Origin of the sequence: Haladaptatus paucihalophilus DX253 (assembly GCF_000376445.1) — an archaeon.
Classification (GTDB): domain Archaea; phylum Halobacteriota; class Halobacteria; order Halobacteriales; family Haladaptataceae; genus Haladaptatus; species Haladaptatus paucihalophilus.
Window position 1 is genome coordinate 146,928 of the sequence record NZ_AQXI01000001.1, and the last position, 17,081, is coordinate 164,008.

The window sequence follows — 17,081 nt, forward strand, 5'->3', positions numbered from 1 at the left end:
GTTTCGATGCGTTCGCACGCACGCCCCGCAGACATGCTCTTTTTGTCCTTCCGGTCGCTACGGGAACGTGATGGGTAAAGTGAGCATCGGACTTCGCGGGTGGCGATTCGACGAGGAGGAGGTGTTCACCGAGAACGGTGAATACCGACCGATGGACGACATGGACGAGGACACGCGGACGCGGCTCTTTCGGCTGTCGGCGCTCGTGGGGTCCCCGTGCCACGCCTGCTGGTTAATACACGGCGACGAGAACATCACGATGTGTAACGTGATGGAAGTCGTCTACGGCGAACCGCTGGCGGAGGTCGGCGTCTGTTCGGACCACGAGACCGACTTCCTCTACTGGTACTTCGAGGAGGGCGGCGACCGGTTCCGCGGCGAGGAGGAACTGCAGGACGAGTTCCTCGAATGGTTCGCCGACGGCGGGCGCGCGCCGGACGGGTACGAAGGGATGGAACACGTGGATACCGACCCGGACGACCTGCCGGAACCGCCGGAGGCCGACCAGAGCGAACTGAACGTAGACCTCCCCGAGGAGGAACAGGAGCGAATCGACTTGCGGGACGTGGACATGTCCCGAGAGTATCCGAAATGAAACCCGCGGTCGCCATCGTCGAACCGAAGACGCCCGGCAACATCGGGACCATCGCACGCGCGATGAAAAATTTCGGAATGGACGACCTGAAACTCGTGAATCCGCCGGAGTTCGGCCGCGACAGCGAGGCCTACGGCTTCGCTGGACAGGCCCGCGAGGACGTATTGCCGAACTACGACGAGGTGACGTTCGACGAGTTGATCGAGAACTACCACACCGTCGGGATGACGGCGACGACGAACGAGGACGCGAGCCACCACGTTCGGTTCCCGTTCAAGACGCCGCGCGAACTCGCCGAAAGCTTGCAGGACGTGACGACGGATACCGTCCTCATCTTCGGCCGGGAGGCGAACGGCCTGACGAACGAGGAACTCTCGCGCATCGACGAGGTGTGTTCGATTCCCGCCAGCGCGTCGTACCCGGCGTTGAACCTCGGACAGGCGGCGACCGTCACCCTCTACGAACTCCGAACGCTGACGGTCGAGGAGACCCAACTCCCGGACGTCTCGCGGGAGCGTGCGGACGAAGCGGAAATTGAGGGGTTTTACGGAGCGTTCTCCGACCTGCTCGAAACCGTCGGCCAACCGACCGAGAAACACGAGAAGAACATGCGGATGATTCGGCGCGTGTTCGGCCGCGCGCATCCCACCGGCAGGGAAATAGCGACACTGCGAGGAATCGTTCGACGGGCGAACCAGCGGGCGTCAGCGTCGGACACGCCGCGGACGTCCCGCAACGATAAGTAACTTCTTTATATTCTGTCGATAAAGTAGGGTGTAGCGATGCTTCCCGCCCTCCAATTTCATTCCCTCCCGCTCGGGACGCAGTTTACCCTCCTCGTCGCTGTACCGAGCGTTCTCGTGATGTTCGTCGGCAAGCAGGTGTTCTTGCCGGAGGAACGACTCACGACCCTCCTCCGAGACTTCCTCAAGACCGACTGGAAATACCTCGGCGTCGCGTGGGTCGTCACACAGGCCGTCAACAGCGTCGCGCTCCACTTCCACGTGGGGCGGACCTTCACCGGGTTCGTCTACGCCATCGAAGGCGCGACCGTCGCCACGTTCCAAACCGTGGCCTCGCAACCGCTCACACTCGCGTTTACCGCCGTGTACCTCGTGGGCTTCCCGTTCGCCGTGCTGTTCACGTACTTCAAACTGAAGGCCCACGACGAGGAAGAGGCACACCGCTACGCGCTGGCGTACGTCATCCTCGTCACGCTGGCGGTTCCGTTCTTCGTCCTCTTCCCGGTGAAGGTGTCGTCGCTGTATCTGACCTCGGTACAACCGCTGATGTACCAACTCAGCCCCGCCATCCAGTACGGTATCTTCTCGACGGATACGCTGGTGAAGGCATTCCCCAGCCTCCACACCGGCCTGTCGGTACTCGCGGCGCTCTATGCTCGAAAAGCCGATACAGCGTACGCCTACACGATGGCCTTCCTCTCGACGGCCATCGTCGTGTCCACGCTCTATCTGGGCGTCCACTGGTTGACCGACGCGGCCTTCGCCCTCGTCCTCGTCGCCTGTGCGTACACGCTTTCGCGCCAGTTCAGCGAACCGCGCTGGTCGGTCGTCTCGCGCGAGGCGGTTGCGGCAGTTCGCCGCACGACCAACCGATAGCGTCGCGCCGCGCGACGGGCCACGACCGCTGTTAGGCTGTCGCTCGTTCATCCAGCCGTGCGGTTGATGTAACTCGTCGCCGAGCGACGCGATTCGACGCCAAACGCGCTGAATAGAAACGAGAGCGACTACGCCTCGAAGACGACCGGCGCGCCGTCCCGAACGTCGAACGCCGCGCGTTCACCGCGCGAGACCGGCGATTCGCGGCCCTGCATCACGACGCGAACGTCCGACAGGGATTCCGAGTCGGGTTCGACGATGTAGTTCGTCTGATCACCTTGGAAGTAGCGCTCGACGATTCGTCCCTTGACGGGTCCGTTACCGTCCGTGAGGACGAACTCCTCGGGTCGAATCGAGACGGTAACGGGACCGTCGCGGACGCTTTCCTCGGCGACGAACGAGAAATCCCGGTCGATATCGACCGTCGTCGCGCCGTTCTGGGTTCGCGCCTCCCCGTCGAAGAGGTTGGTGTCGCCGATGAAGTCGGCGACGAAGGGGCTGGCGGGGTTGCGATAGATGTCCTCGGGCTTGCCGACCTGTTCGATGGTGCCGTCGTTCATCACGGCCATCCGGTCGGAGAGCGTCATGGCGACCTCCTGGTCGTGGGTGACGTAGAAAAAGGAGCCTTGCGTCTTCTCGTGAATTTTCCTGAGTTCGACCTGCATCTGCTTGCGGAGTTTCCGGTCGAGGCTCGACAGCGGTTCGTCGAACAGGAGGACGCTGGGTTCGTTGACGAGGGCACGGGCGAGGGCGACCCGCTGTTGCTGGCCGCCGGACAACTCGTCGGGACGGCGGTCCTCGTAGCCGCCCAGATTCACGAGTTCGAGGTAGTCGCTCACTTTCCGTTCCCGCGTCGTCGAATCGATGCCCGCCTTCTTCAGACCGTAGGCCACGTTCTCCCCGACGCTCATGTGGGGGAACAGCGAGAGGTGCTGGAAGACGAGGTTGGTGTCCCGAGCGTTGGGGGGGACGCCGGTCATGTCCTCGCCGTTGAGCGAGACGCGTCCTTGCGTCGGCGTCTCGAAGCCGCTTATCATGCGGAGCGTGGTCGTCTTGCCGCACCCGGACGGACCGACGAGCGAGAAGAACTCCCCGCGCCGGATGGTGAAATCGATGCTCTCGACCGCCGTCACCTCGTCGTACTCCTTTCTGACCGCCTGCAGATCGATGAGGACATCGTTATCATCTACCATGTGCTACCCACTATCAGCACTTGGTATAAACCTACTGGGGAAATTTAGGTAATTACTTCAGTAGTATTAATTATTAATTGCCGAGTAACGGTTATGTGCCGAAGAATTAATATCATGTGAATCCGTGACTTTCTCATGAGTATGGATGACAAAGACATGGGTGGAGAAAACATGACGAATAGTAGCACGGGGAGCGGTCGTCGAACGTTCCTGAAGGCCGCGGGAACGGCGGGTGCGGTCGGAATTACCGGTCTCTCGGGATGTCTCTTCAGCGGCGGTGGCGGAAGCGGCGGCGGTAACACCATCAACATCCTCACGTGGGAGGAGTACGCGGACCTGAAAAAGGAGATAGAGGACCGCTTGGACGTGACCGTCAAATTCACCAAATCTACGTCCTCTTCGAACATGTTCACCGGGTGGAAGTCCGGGAAGGACGAACAGTTCGACATCGCGGTTCCGAACAACAACTACGTCCCGAAGATGATGGACGCGGGACTCGTGGAACCGGTGCCCGACGACATCGTGACAAACAAGTCCGACATCTACGACACGTTCAAAGGGTTCAGCGAGAACCAGTTCACGAAGGACGGCGAGCAGTACGGCGTTCCCATCCGATTCGGCTGGTACGGCTACTCCTACGACTCGCGCAAGATTCCCGAGGACCACGAACAGAGCTACGACGTGCTGTTCAGTGACGAGTACAAGGGGACCGACCTGAACGGGAAGGTCGTCATGTACGACAACCACTTCAAGGCGATGAGCGCGACGGCGCTGTACCTCGGGTACAAGAAGGCCTTCGAAGGCAACAAAGTGACCCTCTCGGAAAAGCAGATACAGAAGGTCAAAAAGACCCTCATCGAGCAGAAGCCGAAGCTGCAGGGGTACATCGCGGCCGACCCGACGTACATCAAATCGTTCAAGCAGGGCAACTTCCTGGTCGGCCAATCCGGCCGCAACGAAATCGTCGAGATGTGGTCGAACGGCACCGAGTGGCCGAAGATGGCGACGCCGAAGGAGGGGTCGCTCGCGTGGTTCGAGTCCGCCGTCGTCTCGAAGAAGTCCGAGAACAAGGACCTCGCGTGGAAGGTGATAAACGAGTTCATCGCGCCGAAACTCGGTGCCGACCTCGCCAAGGCGGGCTACTCGCCGAGCTGTAACCCGAAGACGCAGGAACACCTCTCGAAGGAACAGAACGACATGTTCGGGTCCATCAAGCCGTCACGCTTGGAGGACTTCATCCCGTTCAAGGCCGTCGAGAACGAGGACGCGTGGCAGAACGCGTGGGACGAAGTGAAAACGGCATAACCACCCACAATGTCTTCCGATACTTCAGGGTCCAAACGCCAAGCAGTCATCAGTGCCTTCGCCTCGCGGAAGCGAACGCTCGGCTTCACGCTCAGTCCCAGCCTACTCTGGCTGTTGCTCCTGTTGATGGCGCCGCTGACGTTCATGGTGGTCATCAGCTTCATGAGCATCAACGACGCCTACGAAATCGTCTGGCAGCCGACGATGGCCAACTACTCGGGGCTGTTCACGGGGAGCGGGCCGTTCTGGGAGACGCCGTTTTTCCACTCGCTCATGCTCTCGTACGCGATTGCGGGCATCACCACTATCCTCTGTCTGGTGATGGCGTTCCCGCTCGCGTACTTCCTCGCCCGTCGCGGCGGCCGAACGTTCAAGGTAATCATCTTCCTCGTGCTGTTGCCGTTCTTCACGATGTACCTCGTACGTGCGTACTCGTGGTACCTCATGTTCGGTCCGAGCGGCGTCATCAACCGAACGCTGCTGAAAACCGGCATCGTGAACGGTCCCATCGGGCTGTTCAACTACGGCATCCCGGCCATCGTGGTCGGTCTGGTGCACGCCTACTTCCCGTACATGCTCCTCTCGCTGTACGCGAGCATGGAGGGGCTGGACTTCTCGCTCGTCGAGGCGGCGCGCGATTTAGGGGCGTCCCGGACGGGAACGCTTCGTGACGTCATTCTGCCGCTGACCTTGCCGGGAATCATCAGCGGAAGCCTGTTCGTGTTCGTCCCCGCGCTCGGCGCGTTCATCACGCCGCGGTTCCTCGGGCAGGGGAGGGTGTTGATGGTCGGGCAACTCATCGAGGGACGAATCACGGGACAGTACGCCATCGACTACGGAAGCGCGGCGTCGATGTTCATCGTCGTCTCCATCGTGGTCGCCTTCGCGCTCGCGTTCCGCTACGTCAGCATCGAAGAGTTGGGAGGTGTCTGAGATGGCTGCCGAAACCGGAACCACGACGGAGCGAGCCGACGAGTCGAGTGAATCGCCGACGTTCGGACACGAGCGGAGACAGCGACTGCTCCGCCGCGGCCTGTACGTCATCGTGGGACTGCTGTTGGTGTTCCTGTGGATACCGCTGGTCGCCATGATGTTCCTCTCGTTCGCCGTCAACTCCAGCACGTTCTTCCCGTTCCAAGGGTTCACGTTCGCCCACTACACGGCGACGTTCGCCGACGGGTCGCTGATGACCGCGCTGTTGAACAGCGTCCAAGTGGCGACGTTCTCGGCGCTGATAGCGACGGTTCTCGGCGTGCTGGCGAGCTTCGCCCTCGTCCGCTACGACTTCCCGCTCAAGGAGCTGTACCGGACGTTCGGCATCCTCCCGATGGTCATTCCGGGCGTCGTGTTGGGCATCGCGCTCATCATCTACTTCCAGACGGTCCTCGGGATGACCATGGGACCCATCACGCTCATCCTCACCCACAGCATCTACGGCTTCCCGTTCGTCCTGTTGATGGTGACGGCCCGCCTCTACACCTTCGACAGGTCGTTGGAGGACGCGGCGCGCGATTTGGGGGCCGACCCGCTCACGACGTTCTGGGACGTGACGCTCCCCATCGTCGCCCCCGCCATCGGTGCCGGATTCCTCTTCGCGTGGATTCGGTCGTTCGAGGACTTCATCCGGGCGCACTTCGTCGGCGGCACGATGAACGTCATAACCGTGTCGATGTACTCGATGATAAAGTACGGAACCGCGCCGAAGATGAACGCCATCTCGACGTTCATCGTCTTCGTCATCGCCGTCGCGCTGGCGGTGGCGATGAACGTCGGCAACGTCACCGGCTACGTGGCCGGGACGGGCGGCGGAGAAGAAGAGTAGCGAGCTGATTTCTTTTCTAGGCGCGCTTTTGGATTTCCTCGCGCAGAAGCTGACTCACGAGGTCGCCGTCCGCCTTCCCGCGAAGGCTTCCCATGCATTCACCCATCAGCCCGGAGAAGGCACCCATTCCCTCCTCTTCGACCTGTTCTTCGTTGCGCTCGACGACTTCGACCACCGCTTCTCGAACCTCCTCGTCGTCCACGCCGGAGAGCCCCGCTTCTTCGACGGCCTCTTCCGCCGTCAGTTCGGGGTTCTCCGCCAGCAGCGTCATCACGTCGTTGACGCCTTCCTTCGCCAACTCGCCGTCGGTGACGAGCGCGATGACGGCGAGGAAGTGCTCGTCGTCGAGATTTTCGACCGGCACGTCGTCGCGCCGGAGTTCCGTCACCGTGCTCTCGACCAGTCCGGCGACGAACGTCGGGTCAGCACCGGTTTCGACCGCCCGCTCGAACAGCGGCATCCGGCGGCCGTAGGCGACCTGTTCGGCGAGTCCCGCGCCGAGCGAGAACTCGGACTGGTAGCGTTCGACCTTCTCGGTGAGCAGTTCGGGCGTCTCGACCTCCGTCGGGTCCAAATCGACCGGCGGAACGTCGGTTTCGGGGTACATCCGCGCCGCGCCGGGGAGCGGACGGAGGTAGCCCGAGGTGCCGTCCTCGTTCGCGCCGCGGGTCTCCTCGGGGACTGCTTCGATGGCGACTGCCGCGCGCTCCGCGGCGGCCTCGATGGCCCCGTCAGCGACCTCGGGGCTGGCGGCGACGATGGCGACTGCATCCTCCTCGCCCGCGTCCACCGCGTCTCGGAGCGCATCGACTTCCTCCTCCGTGACGCCGTAGGCGGGCAGTTCGTCGGTGTGGAAGATGCCACCCGCGCCGTGGCGCTTGGCGTGGTCAGACAGTTCCGTGCCGAGGCGTCGGTCGGGCTGAATCTCCCGGCCGACGAGGCCGTCGAAGCCGAAGAGGGGAACCGCGGTGACTTTCCCACCGCTGTCGAGCGCGCCCTCGATGACGCCGCTTTCCGTCCCCTCGAACACGTCCGTCACGTCTTGTACCTCGCCGACCTCGGCGTCGCGCGACTGGAGTTCGTCGCGGATGTCGAGGAGTTCGACCTGTCGGCCGACCTCCAACCGAACGAGGTCGTCGATGTCGTCCAGACTCTGGACACCCTTCATCTCCACGCGTGCGCCGTCCTCGATGGAGACGTTCACGTCCTGGCGGATAGTCCCGAGACCGCGTTTGACGTGGCCGGTCGAGCGGAGGAGCATACCGATGCGTTCTGCGGCCTCACGAGCCTGTTCGGGCGAACTGATGTCAGGGCTGGTGCCGATTTCGACCAGCGGGATTCCGAGGCGGTCGAGGCTGAAGGTAACGCCGTCCTCGCGCTCCTCGACGCGCTGGGCGCTCTCCTCTTCGAGCATCAGGTCCTCGACGCCGACCGGACCGTCGCTGGTCTGGATTTCGCCGCCGGTTGCGACGAGCGTGGACCGCTGGAATCCCGAGGTGTTCGACCCGTCAACGACGATTTTTCGCATGATGTGCGCTTGGTCCACCACGTCCATGTCGAGCAGTTGGGCGATTTCGAGGACGACCTGCTGGGCTTCCCCGTCCAGTCGGTGTGGCGGTTCGTCGTCGGCCTCCACGAGACAAGTGGAGTCGTAGCCGAGATATTCGAATTCGCGGTCGATTTGGCTCTCTTCGAGGGCCGCTTCGTCTATCTCGCCGAGTTCGCTCCGCGTCGGATGGAGATAGCGGGTGAACGTTCGGGACGACTCCTCGGGGTCGCGTAGTTCGGTCGGACAGCCACAGAACAACTTCGTCTCGGTGTCGAGTTGCTGGTGTATCTCCAGCCCCGCCACGAGACCGAGGTTCTCGTAGTCGTACTCACTCATTGGTCGGACATGAGATGTGGAGGGGTAAAAAACCGACCAGTTCGGGCGAGTCTGTCCATTCGAACCGTCGACAAGAGGTCCGAAACGTGGGGCCGTGACCGGGCGCGGACGTACCGCGGAACCGTCGGGTCACGGTTCGCGCACGCCACCGACGAGCGAGAGGGACGACCGCATAAATGACACGCAAATGCTTACTCATTCGTGAATTTCTTCGAAGATATGAATTCGATATCGGCATGCTCCCCATAGATATAAAAATGATACGAACAGTAAACCGGATATGAACGATTTCCTCGCGTCGAGGAATCCAACAGCGGACGCGCCGATTCGTATCCTCCACGTCGATGACGACCCGGCACGGTTGCGCCTCTCCGACCCGTTGCTGTCCGAACACATCTCCGATATCGCCGTTTACACCGAAACGGCACCCACGAAAGCCATCGACCGTCTCGATTCCCTCACGGTGGATTGTATCGTCAGCGATTTCGACATGGGGTCGATGGACGGACTCGAATTCTTGGAAGCGGTTCGTGAGCGCTCGCCCGAACTGCCGTTCATCCTCTTCACCGGCAAAGGGAGCGAAGAGATAGCCAGCGAAGCCATCTCCGCGGGCGTCACCGACTACCTCCAGAAGGGCGGCCCCGACAGATACGCGGTGCTGGCGAACCGCATCGAAAACGTCGTCAGCCGCCATCGCGCCGAACGAGCGACGGACGCGTACCGACGGCACATGAACGCCGTCTACGACCGGGTGACGGACGCGTTTTTAGCGTTGGACGCCGACTGGCGGTTCACGTTCGTCAACGCGCGCGGCGAGGAACTGCTCGACCGTCCCGAGGCGGACCTCCTCGGAAACGTCGTCTGGGAGGAGTTCCCCGAATCGGTCAACTCGACGTTCGAATCGGAGTACCGACGGGCGATGGAGCGACAGGAACCGACCACGTTCGAAGCCTACTTCGAACCCCTCGAAACCCTGTTCGAAGTCCACGCCTACCCCTCGACGGAAGGGTTGTCGGTGTACTTCCGCGACGTCACCGACGAAACCCGGATTCGGAAGGAACACCGCCGCGAGCGGGAGCTGCTCGAACGCGTGTTCGAAACGAGTCCCGTCGGCATCATCATCCTCGACACGGACGGTGAGATAGAGCGGGTCAACGAGCGGATGGCCGAAATGCTGGCACTTCCGAAGGAGCGAATCACGAACAGGAATTACGACTCCTCGGAGTGGACGGTGACTGACGAGGACGGGACACCCATCGGAGAGAACGGCCACCCGTTGACGACGATTTTCGAGGACGAAACGACGCTTCGTGGCGTGCGGACGCGATACCGGACCCCGGACGGGGAGTGGCGTCACTTCTCCGTGAACGGGGCACCCGTCCACGCCGAGGACGGCACCGTGGAACGAATCGTCTTCATCGTCGAGGACGTGACCGACTCGGAAATCGACCCGGCGTGTTGACGACCCGATGGCCGACCGTGGAGACGCGGAAATCAGTCGTTTTCGGAGTCCGTCGGTTGGTCTGACACCGCTTCCGCCCGTTTTCGTCCGCCCTCTCGACCGCGTTCGGTCCGCCTGCGTTTCACCGCTCGGCCGAGACGACGGGCCACCAGTTCACGGAGTTCGGCCGCGTCGTCGGCGTCCACGTCGGCGGCGTGTGAGTCCTTGCTTCGAAAGCCGATGGAACTCGCGGTGTCCACGACGACCGTCGCCAACGACCACCGTCGCTGGAAGAGCGTTTCGCGCTGGATAACCGTCTGCACCCGATAGTAGGGCACGATGCGCGTCGTCCGTCGCCAAAATCCGTTTCGCGTCACGACGTGTTCGTCGCCGACGTGATAGCCGCGATGTTTCCACTGATACAGTCCGGCGACCGGTGCGAGAAGCAGGAGGGCGAGCGGCGCGTACCAGAAATCGACGAAGCCGGTGAATCGGTCGATACCGTAGGCGACGCCGGTCAGGAGCGCGGCCGCGATGGCGTAGCGGACGGTGTAACGCCGTCGCGCCCGCTTCGGCGGGCGCTGGAACGTCGGGTCCTCGAACGATTCGAGCGAGTGGGCGAGCGAGCGGACGCGGCTTCGGACCGCGAGGGGAATCGCCGCCTCGGACCCGCCGGAGGCGGAGGGTCCCTGTCCGGGTGCGTAGCCCGCCGTTTCGACGGAGAGCGCCGCGTAACCGGCCAATCGCATGACGGGGTTTTCCCGGACCGTGAGCGTCTGTATCTTGTCTATCGGGATGCTCCCGTCGTAGCGCTGGAGCAATCCCCGTTCGTAGCGGAGTTCGTCGCCGACGCGTGTCAGCCGAAAGCCGTAGTGGCGCGCGAACGTTATCATCCCGCTGCTCACCCACAGGATGAGCGCGGAGAACACTATCTGGGCGAGACCGACGAGGAACGTCACGCTGGCGAGGTCCACCGTGCTCGTGACGAACGGGACGATGAGAAACACCAATCCGACGGCGCGCGGCTCGATCGAAACGGCCGAGAGCAACAGCAGTTCCTCCGAACTGATCTCGTACAACACTTCCTCGTCGGGACCGTCGGTTTCGTCTTCCGCCTCCCGACCGGTCGAGATTCCGTTCTTTCGGCGCTGTATCTCGCGTTGGAGTCGTCGCGCCTCCTCGTAGGCGACGTATTCGAGGCTGGCTTCGGTTTCGCCGCCGCCCGCGGTTTCCAGTCCGAGCGAGGCGATTCCGGCGATTCGCTGGACGACGTTCCGGTGGATGTCCACGTTCTGTACTCGTCGGAGCGGAATCTCCCGCCGTCGACGCGAGAAGACGCCGGATTCGATGTCGAGCGAGTTGTCCGTGAGTTCGTACTCGAACCGGCGGTGGTAGGCGACTTCCCAGGCCATCACGATGAGCAGGACGGCGAGCAGGAGGACCGCGAAGAGTTCGAGATTCAACCACTCTATCGCGCCGATGGCCGCGAATCCGGCGAACAAAACGGTGGAAACGACGCGGCCACCGCGGGTGAGCATCCGATAGGGGAGCGAGCGGGGGTGTAACTTCATACCGCGTCCTCGTACTCGCTCTCGACCGCGAGGTTCCGAAGACGGCCCTGTAGTTCGCTCGCCCGTTCGGGCGTGAGTCCGGGTATCGTCACGTCCGCTCCCCGCGACCCGGCGGTGTAGACGACGACGCTGCCGAGGCCGAGCAGTCGCTCGATGGGACCGCGTTGCGTATCGACGTGTTGAACGCGGACGAAGGGAACGACGGTCGTGACGCGGGTGAAAACCCCGCGTTCGAGGTACAGGTCGTCGTCGCGGATTTCGAACCGCCACGTGCGATACTTGAACAGGACGTACGCGACCCCGATGACGGCAGCGGCGAGAACGCCCGCGCCGACGAGGGTGAGCGCGAACTCGACGAGAAACCGACGAACCCCGGCGAGCACACCGCCGACGAGCGCCGCGAGGACGAGGACGCTCACGAACCAAACGACGCGGACGCGGGGGTTGAGTGTCTCCATATCTACACGACAGGGTGGATAGGGGATAAAGGTAGGCGTGGTCTACCGGTCGCGTCGTCGAACGAACGCACCCCCGAGCCGGGGCACGACCTTGGAAAGGTATGTCACACTTACTGTGCCGGAATACCACCCGTACCGGAGGAGTACGGATTCCCTACCGTTTCGTTCGGCTGGTACTGATTTCAGTCAGTCGGCGTGGAACAAAGACGCCGGGAAATCGTACATTTCGTGGACAGCATGACCGAGAACTCGCCCACTATCAACCGTCGCCGATTCGTTCAGGCGACTGTCGCCTCGACTGCCATACTCGGAGGCGTCTCGTCGGCAAATGCCCAATCCGGGGGGAACGCCCAGTTCTCCATCGAACAGGACGGGAAATGCATCCCCATCGAACCGCTCTCGATGTCGGGACTACCGGTCGAGGAGTTTTACGACTACCGAACGCCGGACACCGACCCGTCGTCGTACAAGTACGCCTCCTTCGGGACGCAAAACCTCCAACGAAAGGACACCAGCATCCTCTTCCTCTATCAGGGACCGAAGGGGCTGAGCCTCGTGATGATTCACGACAAGATCGACGCCGGTGCGGGAGGTGCGGTGACGTTCCGCATAACCAACCTCCCCGTCAAGGGGAAGTTCATCGTCAAAGATGACTCCTACGACGCCTCGACGAACCGAGACACGTTCGACTACTCGAAACATCGCAACTGGAACGGGAAGGAAAGCGCAAGTGCGAACGTCAGTTGGACGTGGCAGGAGGGTCGCGCCGACGGTGCCGTCTATCGCAGTCTAGGTAAAGATTTCAAGATCACTATCAACCCGCAGTTCAACGAGAAGGCGGTACTGGCGGGGGAAGGAGGGGTGTACGACGGTAAAATCAAGAAATGGGAGGTGCTGTCGGGTGACGTGAACAACCCCACCCGCACGAAGCTGAACATGAACAAGCCCATCACCATCTCCTCGAAAGCGTGTCAGTCCGAAACGACGACGCAGACGACCCAGCAGACGACGGAAGGGTCGGGGGAGACGACCACTCCGATGGAGGGGACGACGACGACGACTCCGCCCTCCAACGAGAGTCAAGGCTTCTTCGGCAAGCTCTGGAGCGGGTTCGTCTCCCTCATCGAAGGGGTCGTATCCTTCTTCACCAGCTTGTTCTGACGCGGAGAAACGTTTTTCGCGGCAGACGCGCCGAATAAAAAACGGGACGGCTGTTTACTCGTCCTGTCCGAGGATGCCGCGGTGAGTCATCGCTTCGGGGTCGATGATCTCGTTCGCTTCCTCCTCGCTCAGGTAGCCCTTCTCGATGACGACCTGCCGGACGGTCTTGTCCTCCTTGAGCGCCTCCTTCGCGGCTTTCGACGCCTTGTCGTAGCCGATGTGCGGGTTGAGCGCCGTGGCGAGCGCCATGCTCTGTTCGACCTGCTCCTCGCAATACTCCGCGTCGACGTCGAGTTTTCGAACGAACTTGTCCGCGAACGTCTCGCTGACGTTCGAGAGGAGTTCCGCCGATTCGAGGAAGTTGTGCGCGAGGACGGGTTTGTACAGGTTGAGGTCTATCTGGCCCTCGGCCGCGCCGTACTCGACGGTGGTGTCGTTACCGACGACCTGCTTGTGAACCTGATTGACGGCTTCCGCGACGACGGGGTTGATCTTGCCGGGCATGATGGAACTGCCGGGCTGGTTCTCGGGCTGGTCGATTTCGCCGAGTCCGTTGCGCGGTCCCGACGCCAGCAGGCGGAGGTCGTTCGCTATCTTGTTGAGCGACCCGGCGACGGTGCGGAGCGCGCCGTGCGCCTCGGCCATCGCGTCGTGGGCGGCCTGCGCCTCGAAGTGGTTGTCGGCCTCGCGGAATCGGATGCCGGTCTCCTCGCTGATGTAGTCGGCGGCGAGCGCGGGGAACTCGGGGTGGGTGTTCAGCCCCGTCCCGACCGCCGTTCCGCCGAGCGCGAGTTCGCTTAGGTGGTCCCTAACGTGGTCGACGCGGGAGAGTCCCTTCTCTATCTGCGAGCGGTAGCCGCCGAACTCCTGCCCGACGCGGACGGGGGTGGCGTCCTGCAGGTGCGTGCGGCCCGTCTTCACCACGCCGTCGTACTCCTCTTCTTTCTCCGCGAGCGCCTCGCGGAGGGTGTCGAGGGCCGGAAGCACGTCCTTTTCGACGGCTTCGAGCGCGGAGACGTGCATCGCGGTCGGAATCACGTCGTTGCTCGACTGGCCGAAGTTAACGTGGTCGTTCGGGTGAATCACGCGGTCCCCGATTTCCTCCCCGTAGATTTCGGCGGCGCGGTTGGCGATGACCTCGTTCGCGTTCATGTTCGAGGACGTACCGGACCCGGTTTGGAAGACGTCCACCGGGAACTGGTCGTCGTGTTCGCCCGCGATAACCTCGTCGGCGGCCTCGACGATGGCTTCCGCTTCGTCCTCTTCTATCATCCCGAGTTCCTCGTTCGCCTGCGCGGCGGCCTTCTTCACGATTCCGAGCGCGCGGATGAACCGCCGCCCGAACGTGATTCCCGAGATGGGGAAGTTTTCGACCGCGCGCTGGGTCTGTGCGCCCCAGTAGGCGTCCGCCGGAACTTTCATCTCCCCGAGGCTGTCCTCCTCGATTCGATAATCCTCGTCGCTCATGCGTGTGGAGGGTCGATGTGGGCGAGCGTAAAACCCATCGAAACGGGGCTACCGAAATGGGGCTACGAGGCCGAAACAACTGAATTCAAACACTATCCTGGCTGTAAGCATTCACTCGGAGTAGAATTAATTTAAAAATAATTAAGTAGCTCTTACCGAATAGGTAAATAGACGCATACCGAGGCATCAATATGACAGGCAATAACGACAACGGATTGAATCGACGGACGTACGTCAAAGGAATGGGTCTCGCCGGTACTGCCGGAGTCGCTGGTCTCGCCGGATGCACCGGCGGCGGTGACGACGACAACGGCGGCGACAACGAAAACAAGAACGACGACGGAAGCGGAAAGGACGGTAAGACGGACTACAAGAAGCTCGAACTCCAGCACTGGTGGACGGGCGGCGACGGTCACGCCGCGATTACGGCCCTCCTCGACGGATTCAAGGAGGAGTACCCGGACATCGAAGTCAAACCGAACCCCATCGCGGGTGGTGCGGGACAGAACCTGAAAGACGTCGTGAAAAAGCGCGTCCTCCAAGGCAAGCCGCCGAGCTCGTGGCAGGCGTGGCCCGGAAAGAACCTCACGCCCTACGTCGACAACGACATCCTTCACGACATCAGCGATTCGGTCTGGTCGGAAAACGGAATGAAGGACGCCTATCGGAGCGGTCCGAAGGAGGTCGCCAAGCTGGACGGGAAGTTCGTCGCCGTTCCGCTGAACATCCACCGGCTGAACAACCTCTTTTACAACACGAAGGTCGTCGAAGACGCGGGCGTCGATCCGAAATCCATCTCGAAGCCGTCCGACCTCACCGCCGCGATGAAGAAGGTGGAGAGCAACACGGATGCGGTCGGGATGGCCCAGCAGACGAAATCGCCGTGGTCCACCCTCCAACTGTGGGCGCAGGTCCTCCTCGGCGAGTCGGGCGTGAAGACCTACAACGCCGTGATGAGCGGCAAGGTCGACGCGAACAAGAAGGCCGTGAAAAACGCCCTCTCCATCGTCAAGGAGTACAAGGCGCACTTCAACAAGGACTCCGGGTCGCTCGACTGGCAACAGGCCAACAAGAAGATCCTCAAGGGCGAGGCGGCGTTCTTCCACCAAGGCGACTGGGCGGCGAGCATGTACCGCGAACAGGAGAACTTCGAGTATGAAAAGCAGTGGAACCACGTTCCGTTCCCCGGAACCGAGAAGATGTACGCGCTCAACATGGACTCGTTCCCCTTCCCGAAACAGAACCCGTCGCCGGAGGCGACCAAGAAGTTCCTCCAGTACGTGGGTTCGAAGGACGCACAGGAGCGGTTCAACCCCAAGAAGGGGTCGATTCCGCCGCGGACCGACATCTCCAAGGAGAAGTTCGGGCCGTTCCTCTCCCAGCAGATGGATGACTTCAAGAACTCGAAATCGCAGCCGCCGTCCGTCGCCCACGGATTGGCGACGACGCCGGAAACGTTGACGAACCTGAAAGACGCAACGGCGTCGTTCATCTCGAACTGGAACGTCGATAAAACGGCCAACCAGTTCTCGAATTCGTTCAACTAAATCCGAAACGCACACCAAACTTTTCCACATGCAACGAATATACAGAAAATTGAAGCGGTTGGTATCCGGCGAGGACGAATCGCTCCGCGCCGACGGCGGAACGACGGTCGAGCACGCGGAGAGCGAGTCACTGCTATCGAGCGAGTTCGTCCAGAGCCTCCCGTTCTGGTTGCCGCCGTTCCTGTTGATGGGCTTTTTCGTGTACGGTGCCATCGGCTGGAACTTCATCATCTCGCTTACGGATTTCGAGACGTTCCAACTGCCGACGTACAAACTCTCGGCGCTCGATTTCGAGATGTACCGGCAGTTGTTCAACGACCCGGGATTCTGGACGGCGGCGCGGAACACGCTCGTCCTGCTCGTCGCGTTCACCGGGTTGTGTCTCGTCTTCGGGTTGATCCTGGCCATCATCGTCGACCGGGACATCCGGTTCGAGAACACGTTCCGAACCATCTACTTGCTCCCCATGAGCCTCTCGTTCGTGGTGACGGCGAAGTTCTGGGCGTGGATGTACAACTTCAACAGCGGGATGATCAACGTCACCTTCCGGAGCTTCGGTCTCGACTTTCTGGCCCACCAGTGGATAAGCGACCCGACGACGAAGTTGGCCGCGGTCATCTTCGCGCTCATCTGGCAGTTCAGCGGGTACGCGATGGTCGTCTACCTCGCGGGCTTGCGGGCGATTCCGGACGAGCACTTCGAGGCGGCGCGGGTCGACGGCGCGAGCACGTGGCGCATGTACCGCCGCGTCATCGTGCCGCAGCTTCGGGCCTCGACCGTCAGCGCGGCGGTCGTGCTCATGGTCTTCGCGCTGAAGGCGTTCGACTTCCTGTACGTGATGTTCGGCCGTCAGCCCGGTCCCGCCGCGGACATCCTCGCGACGATGATGTACCGCGAGGCGTTCGGCTCGCTTCACTGGGCGTACGGGTCCGCCATCGCCATCGTCCTCTTCGTGATGGCGCTGGCAGTCGTGACGCCGTACCTGTACAACGAATATCGACGAGGTGAACTATGACG

The 17,081-nt window shown here is 61.8% G+C and carries 15 protein-coding genes; 10 read left to right on the forward strand and 5 right to left on the reverse strand.

Annotated features, from left to right (window positions below):
• The first annotated feature begins 70 nt into the window (after positions 1 to 70).
• The 3 genes from B208_RS0100875 to B208_RS0100885 are packed head-to-tail and all read left to right on the forward strand — an operon-like array spanning position 71 to position 2,214.
• Positions 71 to 595 carry a hypothetical protein gene (locus B208_RS0100875; RefSeq protein ID WP_007978494.1) on the forward strand — a complete coding sequence of 175 codons (525 nt, stop codon included), beginning with the start codon at positions 71 to 73 and terminating at the stop codon, positions 593 to 595.
• Positions 592 to 1,341, forward strand: coding sequence for an RNA methyltransferase (locus tag B208_RS0100880; RefSeq protein WP_007978495.1), 750 nt, complete (start codon positions 592 to 594; stop codon positions 1,339 to 1,341). Before B208_RS0100875 ends, B208_RS0100880 begins: the two co-directional genes overlap by 4 nt.
• A gap of 36 nt (positions 1,342 to 1,377) precedes the next feature.
• Entirely contained in the window at positions 1,378 to 2,214 is an 837-nt protein-coding gene (locus tag B208_RS0100885; RefSeq protein ID WP_007978498.1) for a phosphatase PAP2 family protein, read from the forward strand.
• Positions 2,215 to 2,342: 128 nt separating this feature from the next.
• On the opposite strand, the gene B208_RS0100890 is transcribed toward B208_RS0100885, so the two are convergent.
• Positions 2,343 to 3,407: an ABC transporter ATP-binding protein gene (locus B208_RS0100890; RefSeq protein ID WP_007978500.1), complete on the reverse strand. Its 1,065-nt coding sequence runs from the start codon at positions 3,405 to 3,407 to the stop codon at positions 2,343 to 2,345.
• A 171-nt stretch (positions 3,408 to 3,578) separates the two neighbouring features.
• On the opposite strand from B208_RS0100890, the gene B208_RS0100895 reads away from it, so the two are divergent.
• Genes B208_RS0100895 through B208_RS0100905 form a run of 3 tightly spaced genes read left to right on the forward strand, consistent with a single transcriptional unit; the run spans position 3,579 to position 6,534 of the window.
• On the forward strand, positions 3,579 to 4,712 hold the full coding sequence (locus B208_RS0100895; protein ID WP_171970511.1) for an ABC transporter substrate-binding protein: 1,134 nt from the start codon (positions 3,579 to 3,581) through the stop codon (positions 4,710 to 4,712).
• A 9-nt stretch (positions 4,713 to 4,721) separates the two neighbouring features.
• Entirely contained in the window at positions 4,722 to 5,645 is a 924-nt protein-coding gene (locus B208_RS0100900; protein ID WP_007978503.1) for an ABC transporter permease, read from the forward strand.
• Position 5,646: 1 nt separating this feature from the next.
• On the forward strand, positions 5,647 to 6,534 hold the full coding sequence (locus B208_RS0100905) for an ABC transporter permease (RefSeq protein WP_007978505.1): 888 nt from the start codon (positions 5,647 to 5,649) through the stop codon (positions 6,532 to 6,534).
• 16 nt (positions 6,535 to 6,550) lie between these two features.
• On the opposite strand, the gene gatE is transcribed toward B208_RS0100905, so the two are convergent.
• Positions 6,551 to 8,419 carry a Glu-tRNA(Gln) amidotransferase subunit GatE gene (gatE, locus tag B208_RS0100910; protein WP_007978507.1) on the reverse strand — a complete coding sequence of 623 codons (1,869 nt, stop codon included), beginning with the start codon at positions 8,417 to 8,419 and terminating at the stop codon, positions 6,551 to 6,553.
• Positions 8,420 to 8,699: 280 nt separating this feature from the next.
• On the opposite strand from gatE, the gene B208_RS0100915 reads away from it, so the two are divergent.
• Positions 8,700 to 9,881 (forward strand): PAS domain-containing response regulator, encoded by a 1,182-nt coding sequence (locus B208_RS0100915; RefSeq protein WP_007978508.1) that lies wholly within the window; start codon positions 8,700 to 8,702, stop codon positions 9,879 to 9,881.
• 32 nt (positions 9,882 to 9,913) lie between these two features.
• Here B208_RS0100915 and B208_RS0100920 read toward each other — a convergent pair whose 3' ends face one another.
• Both B208_RS0100920 and B208_RS0100925 read right to left on the reverse strand, forming a co-directional pair.
• On the reverse strand, positions 9,914 to 11,431 hold the full coding sequence (locus B208_RS0100920) for a PH domain-containing protein (RefSeq protein ID WP_007978511.1): 1,518 nt from the start codon (positions 11,429 to 11,431) through the stop codon (positions 9,914 to 9,916).
• A complete protein-coding gene (locus B208_RS0100925) occupies positions 11,428 to 11,889 on the reverse strand; it encodes a PH domain-containing protein (RefSeq protein ID WP_007978513.1) in 462 nt (153 codons plus the stop codon). Before B208_RS0100925 ends, B208_RS0100920 begins: the two co-directional genes overlap by 4 nt.
• A gap of 237 nt (positions 11,890 to 12,126) precedes the next feature.
• On the opposite strand from B208_RS0100925, the gene B208_RS0100930 reads away from it, so the two are divergent.
• Positions 12,127 to 13,050, forward strand: coding sequence for a hypothetical protein (locus B208_RS0100930; protein ID WP_007978515.1), 924 nt, complete (start codon positions 12,127 to 12,129; stop codon positions 13,048 to 13,050).
• A 54-nt stretch (positions 13,051 to 13,104) separates the two neighbouring features.
• Here B208_RS0100930 and B208_RS0100935 read toward each other — a convergent pair whose 3' ends face one another.
• On the reverse strand, positions 13,105 to 14,517 hold the full coding sequence (locus B208_RS0100935) for a class II fumarate hydratase (RefSeq protein WP_007978517.1): 1,413 nt from the start codon (positions 14,515 to 14,517) through the stop codon (positions 13,105 to 13,107).
• Between the two features lie 191 nt (positions 14,518 to 14,708).
• Here B208_RS0100935 and B208_RS0100940 point away from each other — a divergent pair, with 191 nt between their 5' ends.
• The gene (locus tag B208_RS0100940; RefSeq protein ID WP_026177687.1) at positions 14,709 to 16,064 is read left to right on the forward strand and encodes an ABC transporter substrate-binding protein; all 1,356 of its coding nucleotides are present in this window, start codon (positions 14,709 to 14,711) and stop codon (positions 16,062 to 16,064) included.
• Between the two features lie 28 nt (positions 16,065 to 16,092).
• Complete coding sequence (locus B208_RS0100945) at positions 16,093 to 17,079, forward strand: carbohydrate ABC transporter permease (protein ID WP_007978521.1); 987 nt, start codon at positions 16,093 to 16,095, stop codon at positions 17,077 to 17,079.
• The last annotated feature ends 2 nt before the right edge of the window (positions 17,080 to 17,081 follow it).

Coding starts and splice junctions, on each gene's coding strand:
- B208_RS0100875 (WP_007978494.1), top strand. CDS start 71: ATGGGTAAAGTGAGCATCGGACTTCGCGGGTGGCGATTCGACGAGGAG.
- B208_RS0100880 (WP_007978495.1), top strand. CDS start 592: ATGAAACCCGCGGTCGCCATCGTCGAACCGAAGACGCCCGGCAACATC.
- B208_RS0100885 (WP_007978498.1), top strand. CDS start 1,378: ATGCTTCCCGCCCTCCAATTTCATTCCCTCCCGCTCGGGACGCAGTTT.
- B208_RS0100890 (WP_007978500.1), bottom strand. CDS start 3,407: ATGGTAGATGATAACGATGTCCTCATCGATCTGCAGGCGGTCAGAAAG.
- B208_RS0100895 (WP_171970511.1), top strand. CDS start 3,579: ATGACGAATAGTAGCACGGGGAGCGGTCGTCGAACGTTCCTGAAGGCC.
- B208_RS0100900 (WP_007978503.1), top strand. CDS start 4,722: ATGTCTTCCGATACTTCAGGGTCCAAACGCCAAGCAGTCATCAGTGCC.
- B208_RS0100905 (WP_007978505.1), top strand. CDS start 5,647: ATGGCTGCCGAAACCGGAACCACGACGGAGCGAGCCGACGAGTCGAGT.
- gatE (WP_007978507.1), bottom strand. CDS start 8,419: ATGAGTGAGTACGACTACGAGAACCTCGGTCTCGTGGCGGGGCTGGAG.
- B208_RS0100915 (WP_007978508.1), top strand. CDS start 8,700: ATGAACGATTTCCTCGCGTCGAGGAATCCAACAGCGGACGCGCCGATT.
- B208_RS0100920 (WP_007978511.1), bottom strand. CDS start 11,431: ATGAAGTTACACCCCCGCTCGCTCCCCTATCGGATGCTCACCCGCGGT.
- B208_RS0100925 (WP_007978513.1), bottom strand. CDS start 11,889: ATGGAGACACTCAACCCCCGCGTCCGCGTCGTTTGGTTCGTGAGCGTC.
- B208_RS0100930 (WP_007978515.1), top strand. CDS start 12,127: ATGACCGAGAACTCGCCCACTATCAACCGTCGCCGATTCGTTCAGGCG.
- B208_RS0100935 (WP_007978517.1), bottom strand. CDS start 14,517: ATGAGCGACGAGGATTATCGAATCGAGGAGGACAGCCTCGGGGAGATG.
- B208_RS0100940 (WP_026177687.1), top strand. CDS start 14,709: ATGACAGGCAATAACGACAACGGATTGAATCGACGGACGTACGTCAAA.
- B208_RS0100945 (WP_007978521.1), top strand. CDS start 16,093: ATGCAACGAATATACAGAAAATTGAAGCGGTTGGTATCCGGCGAGGAC.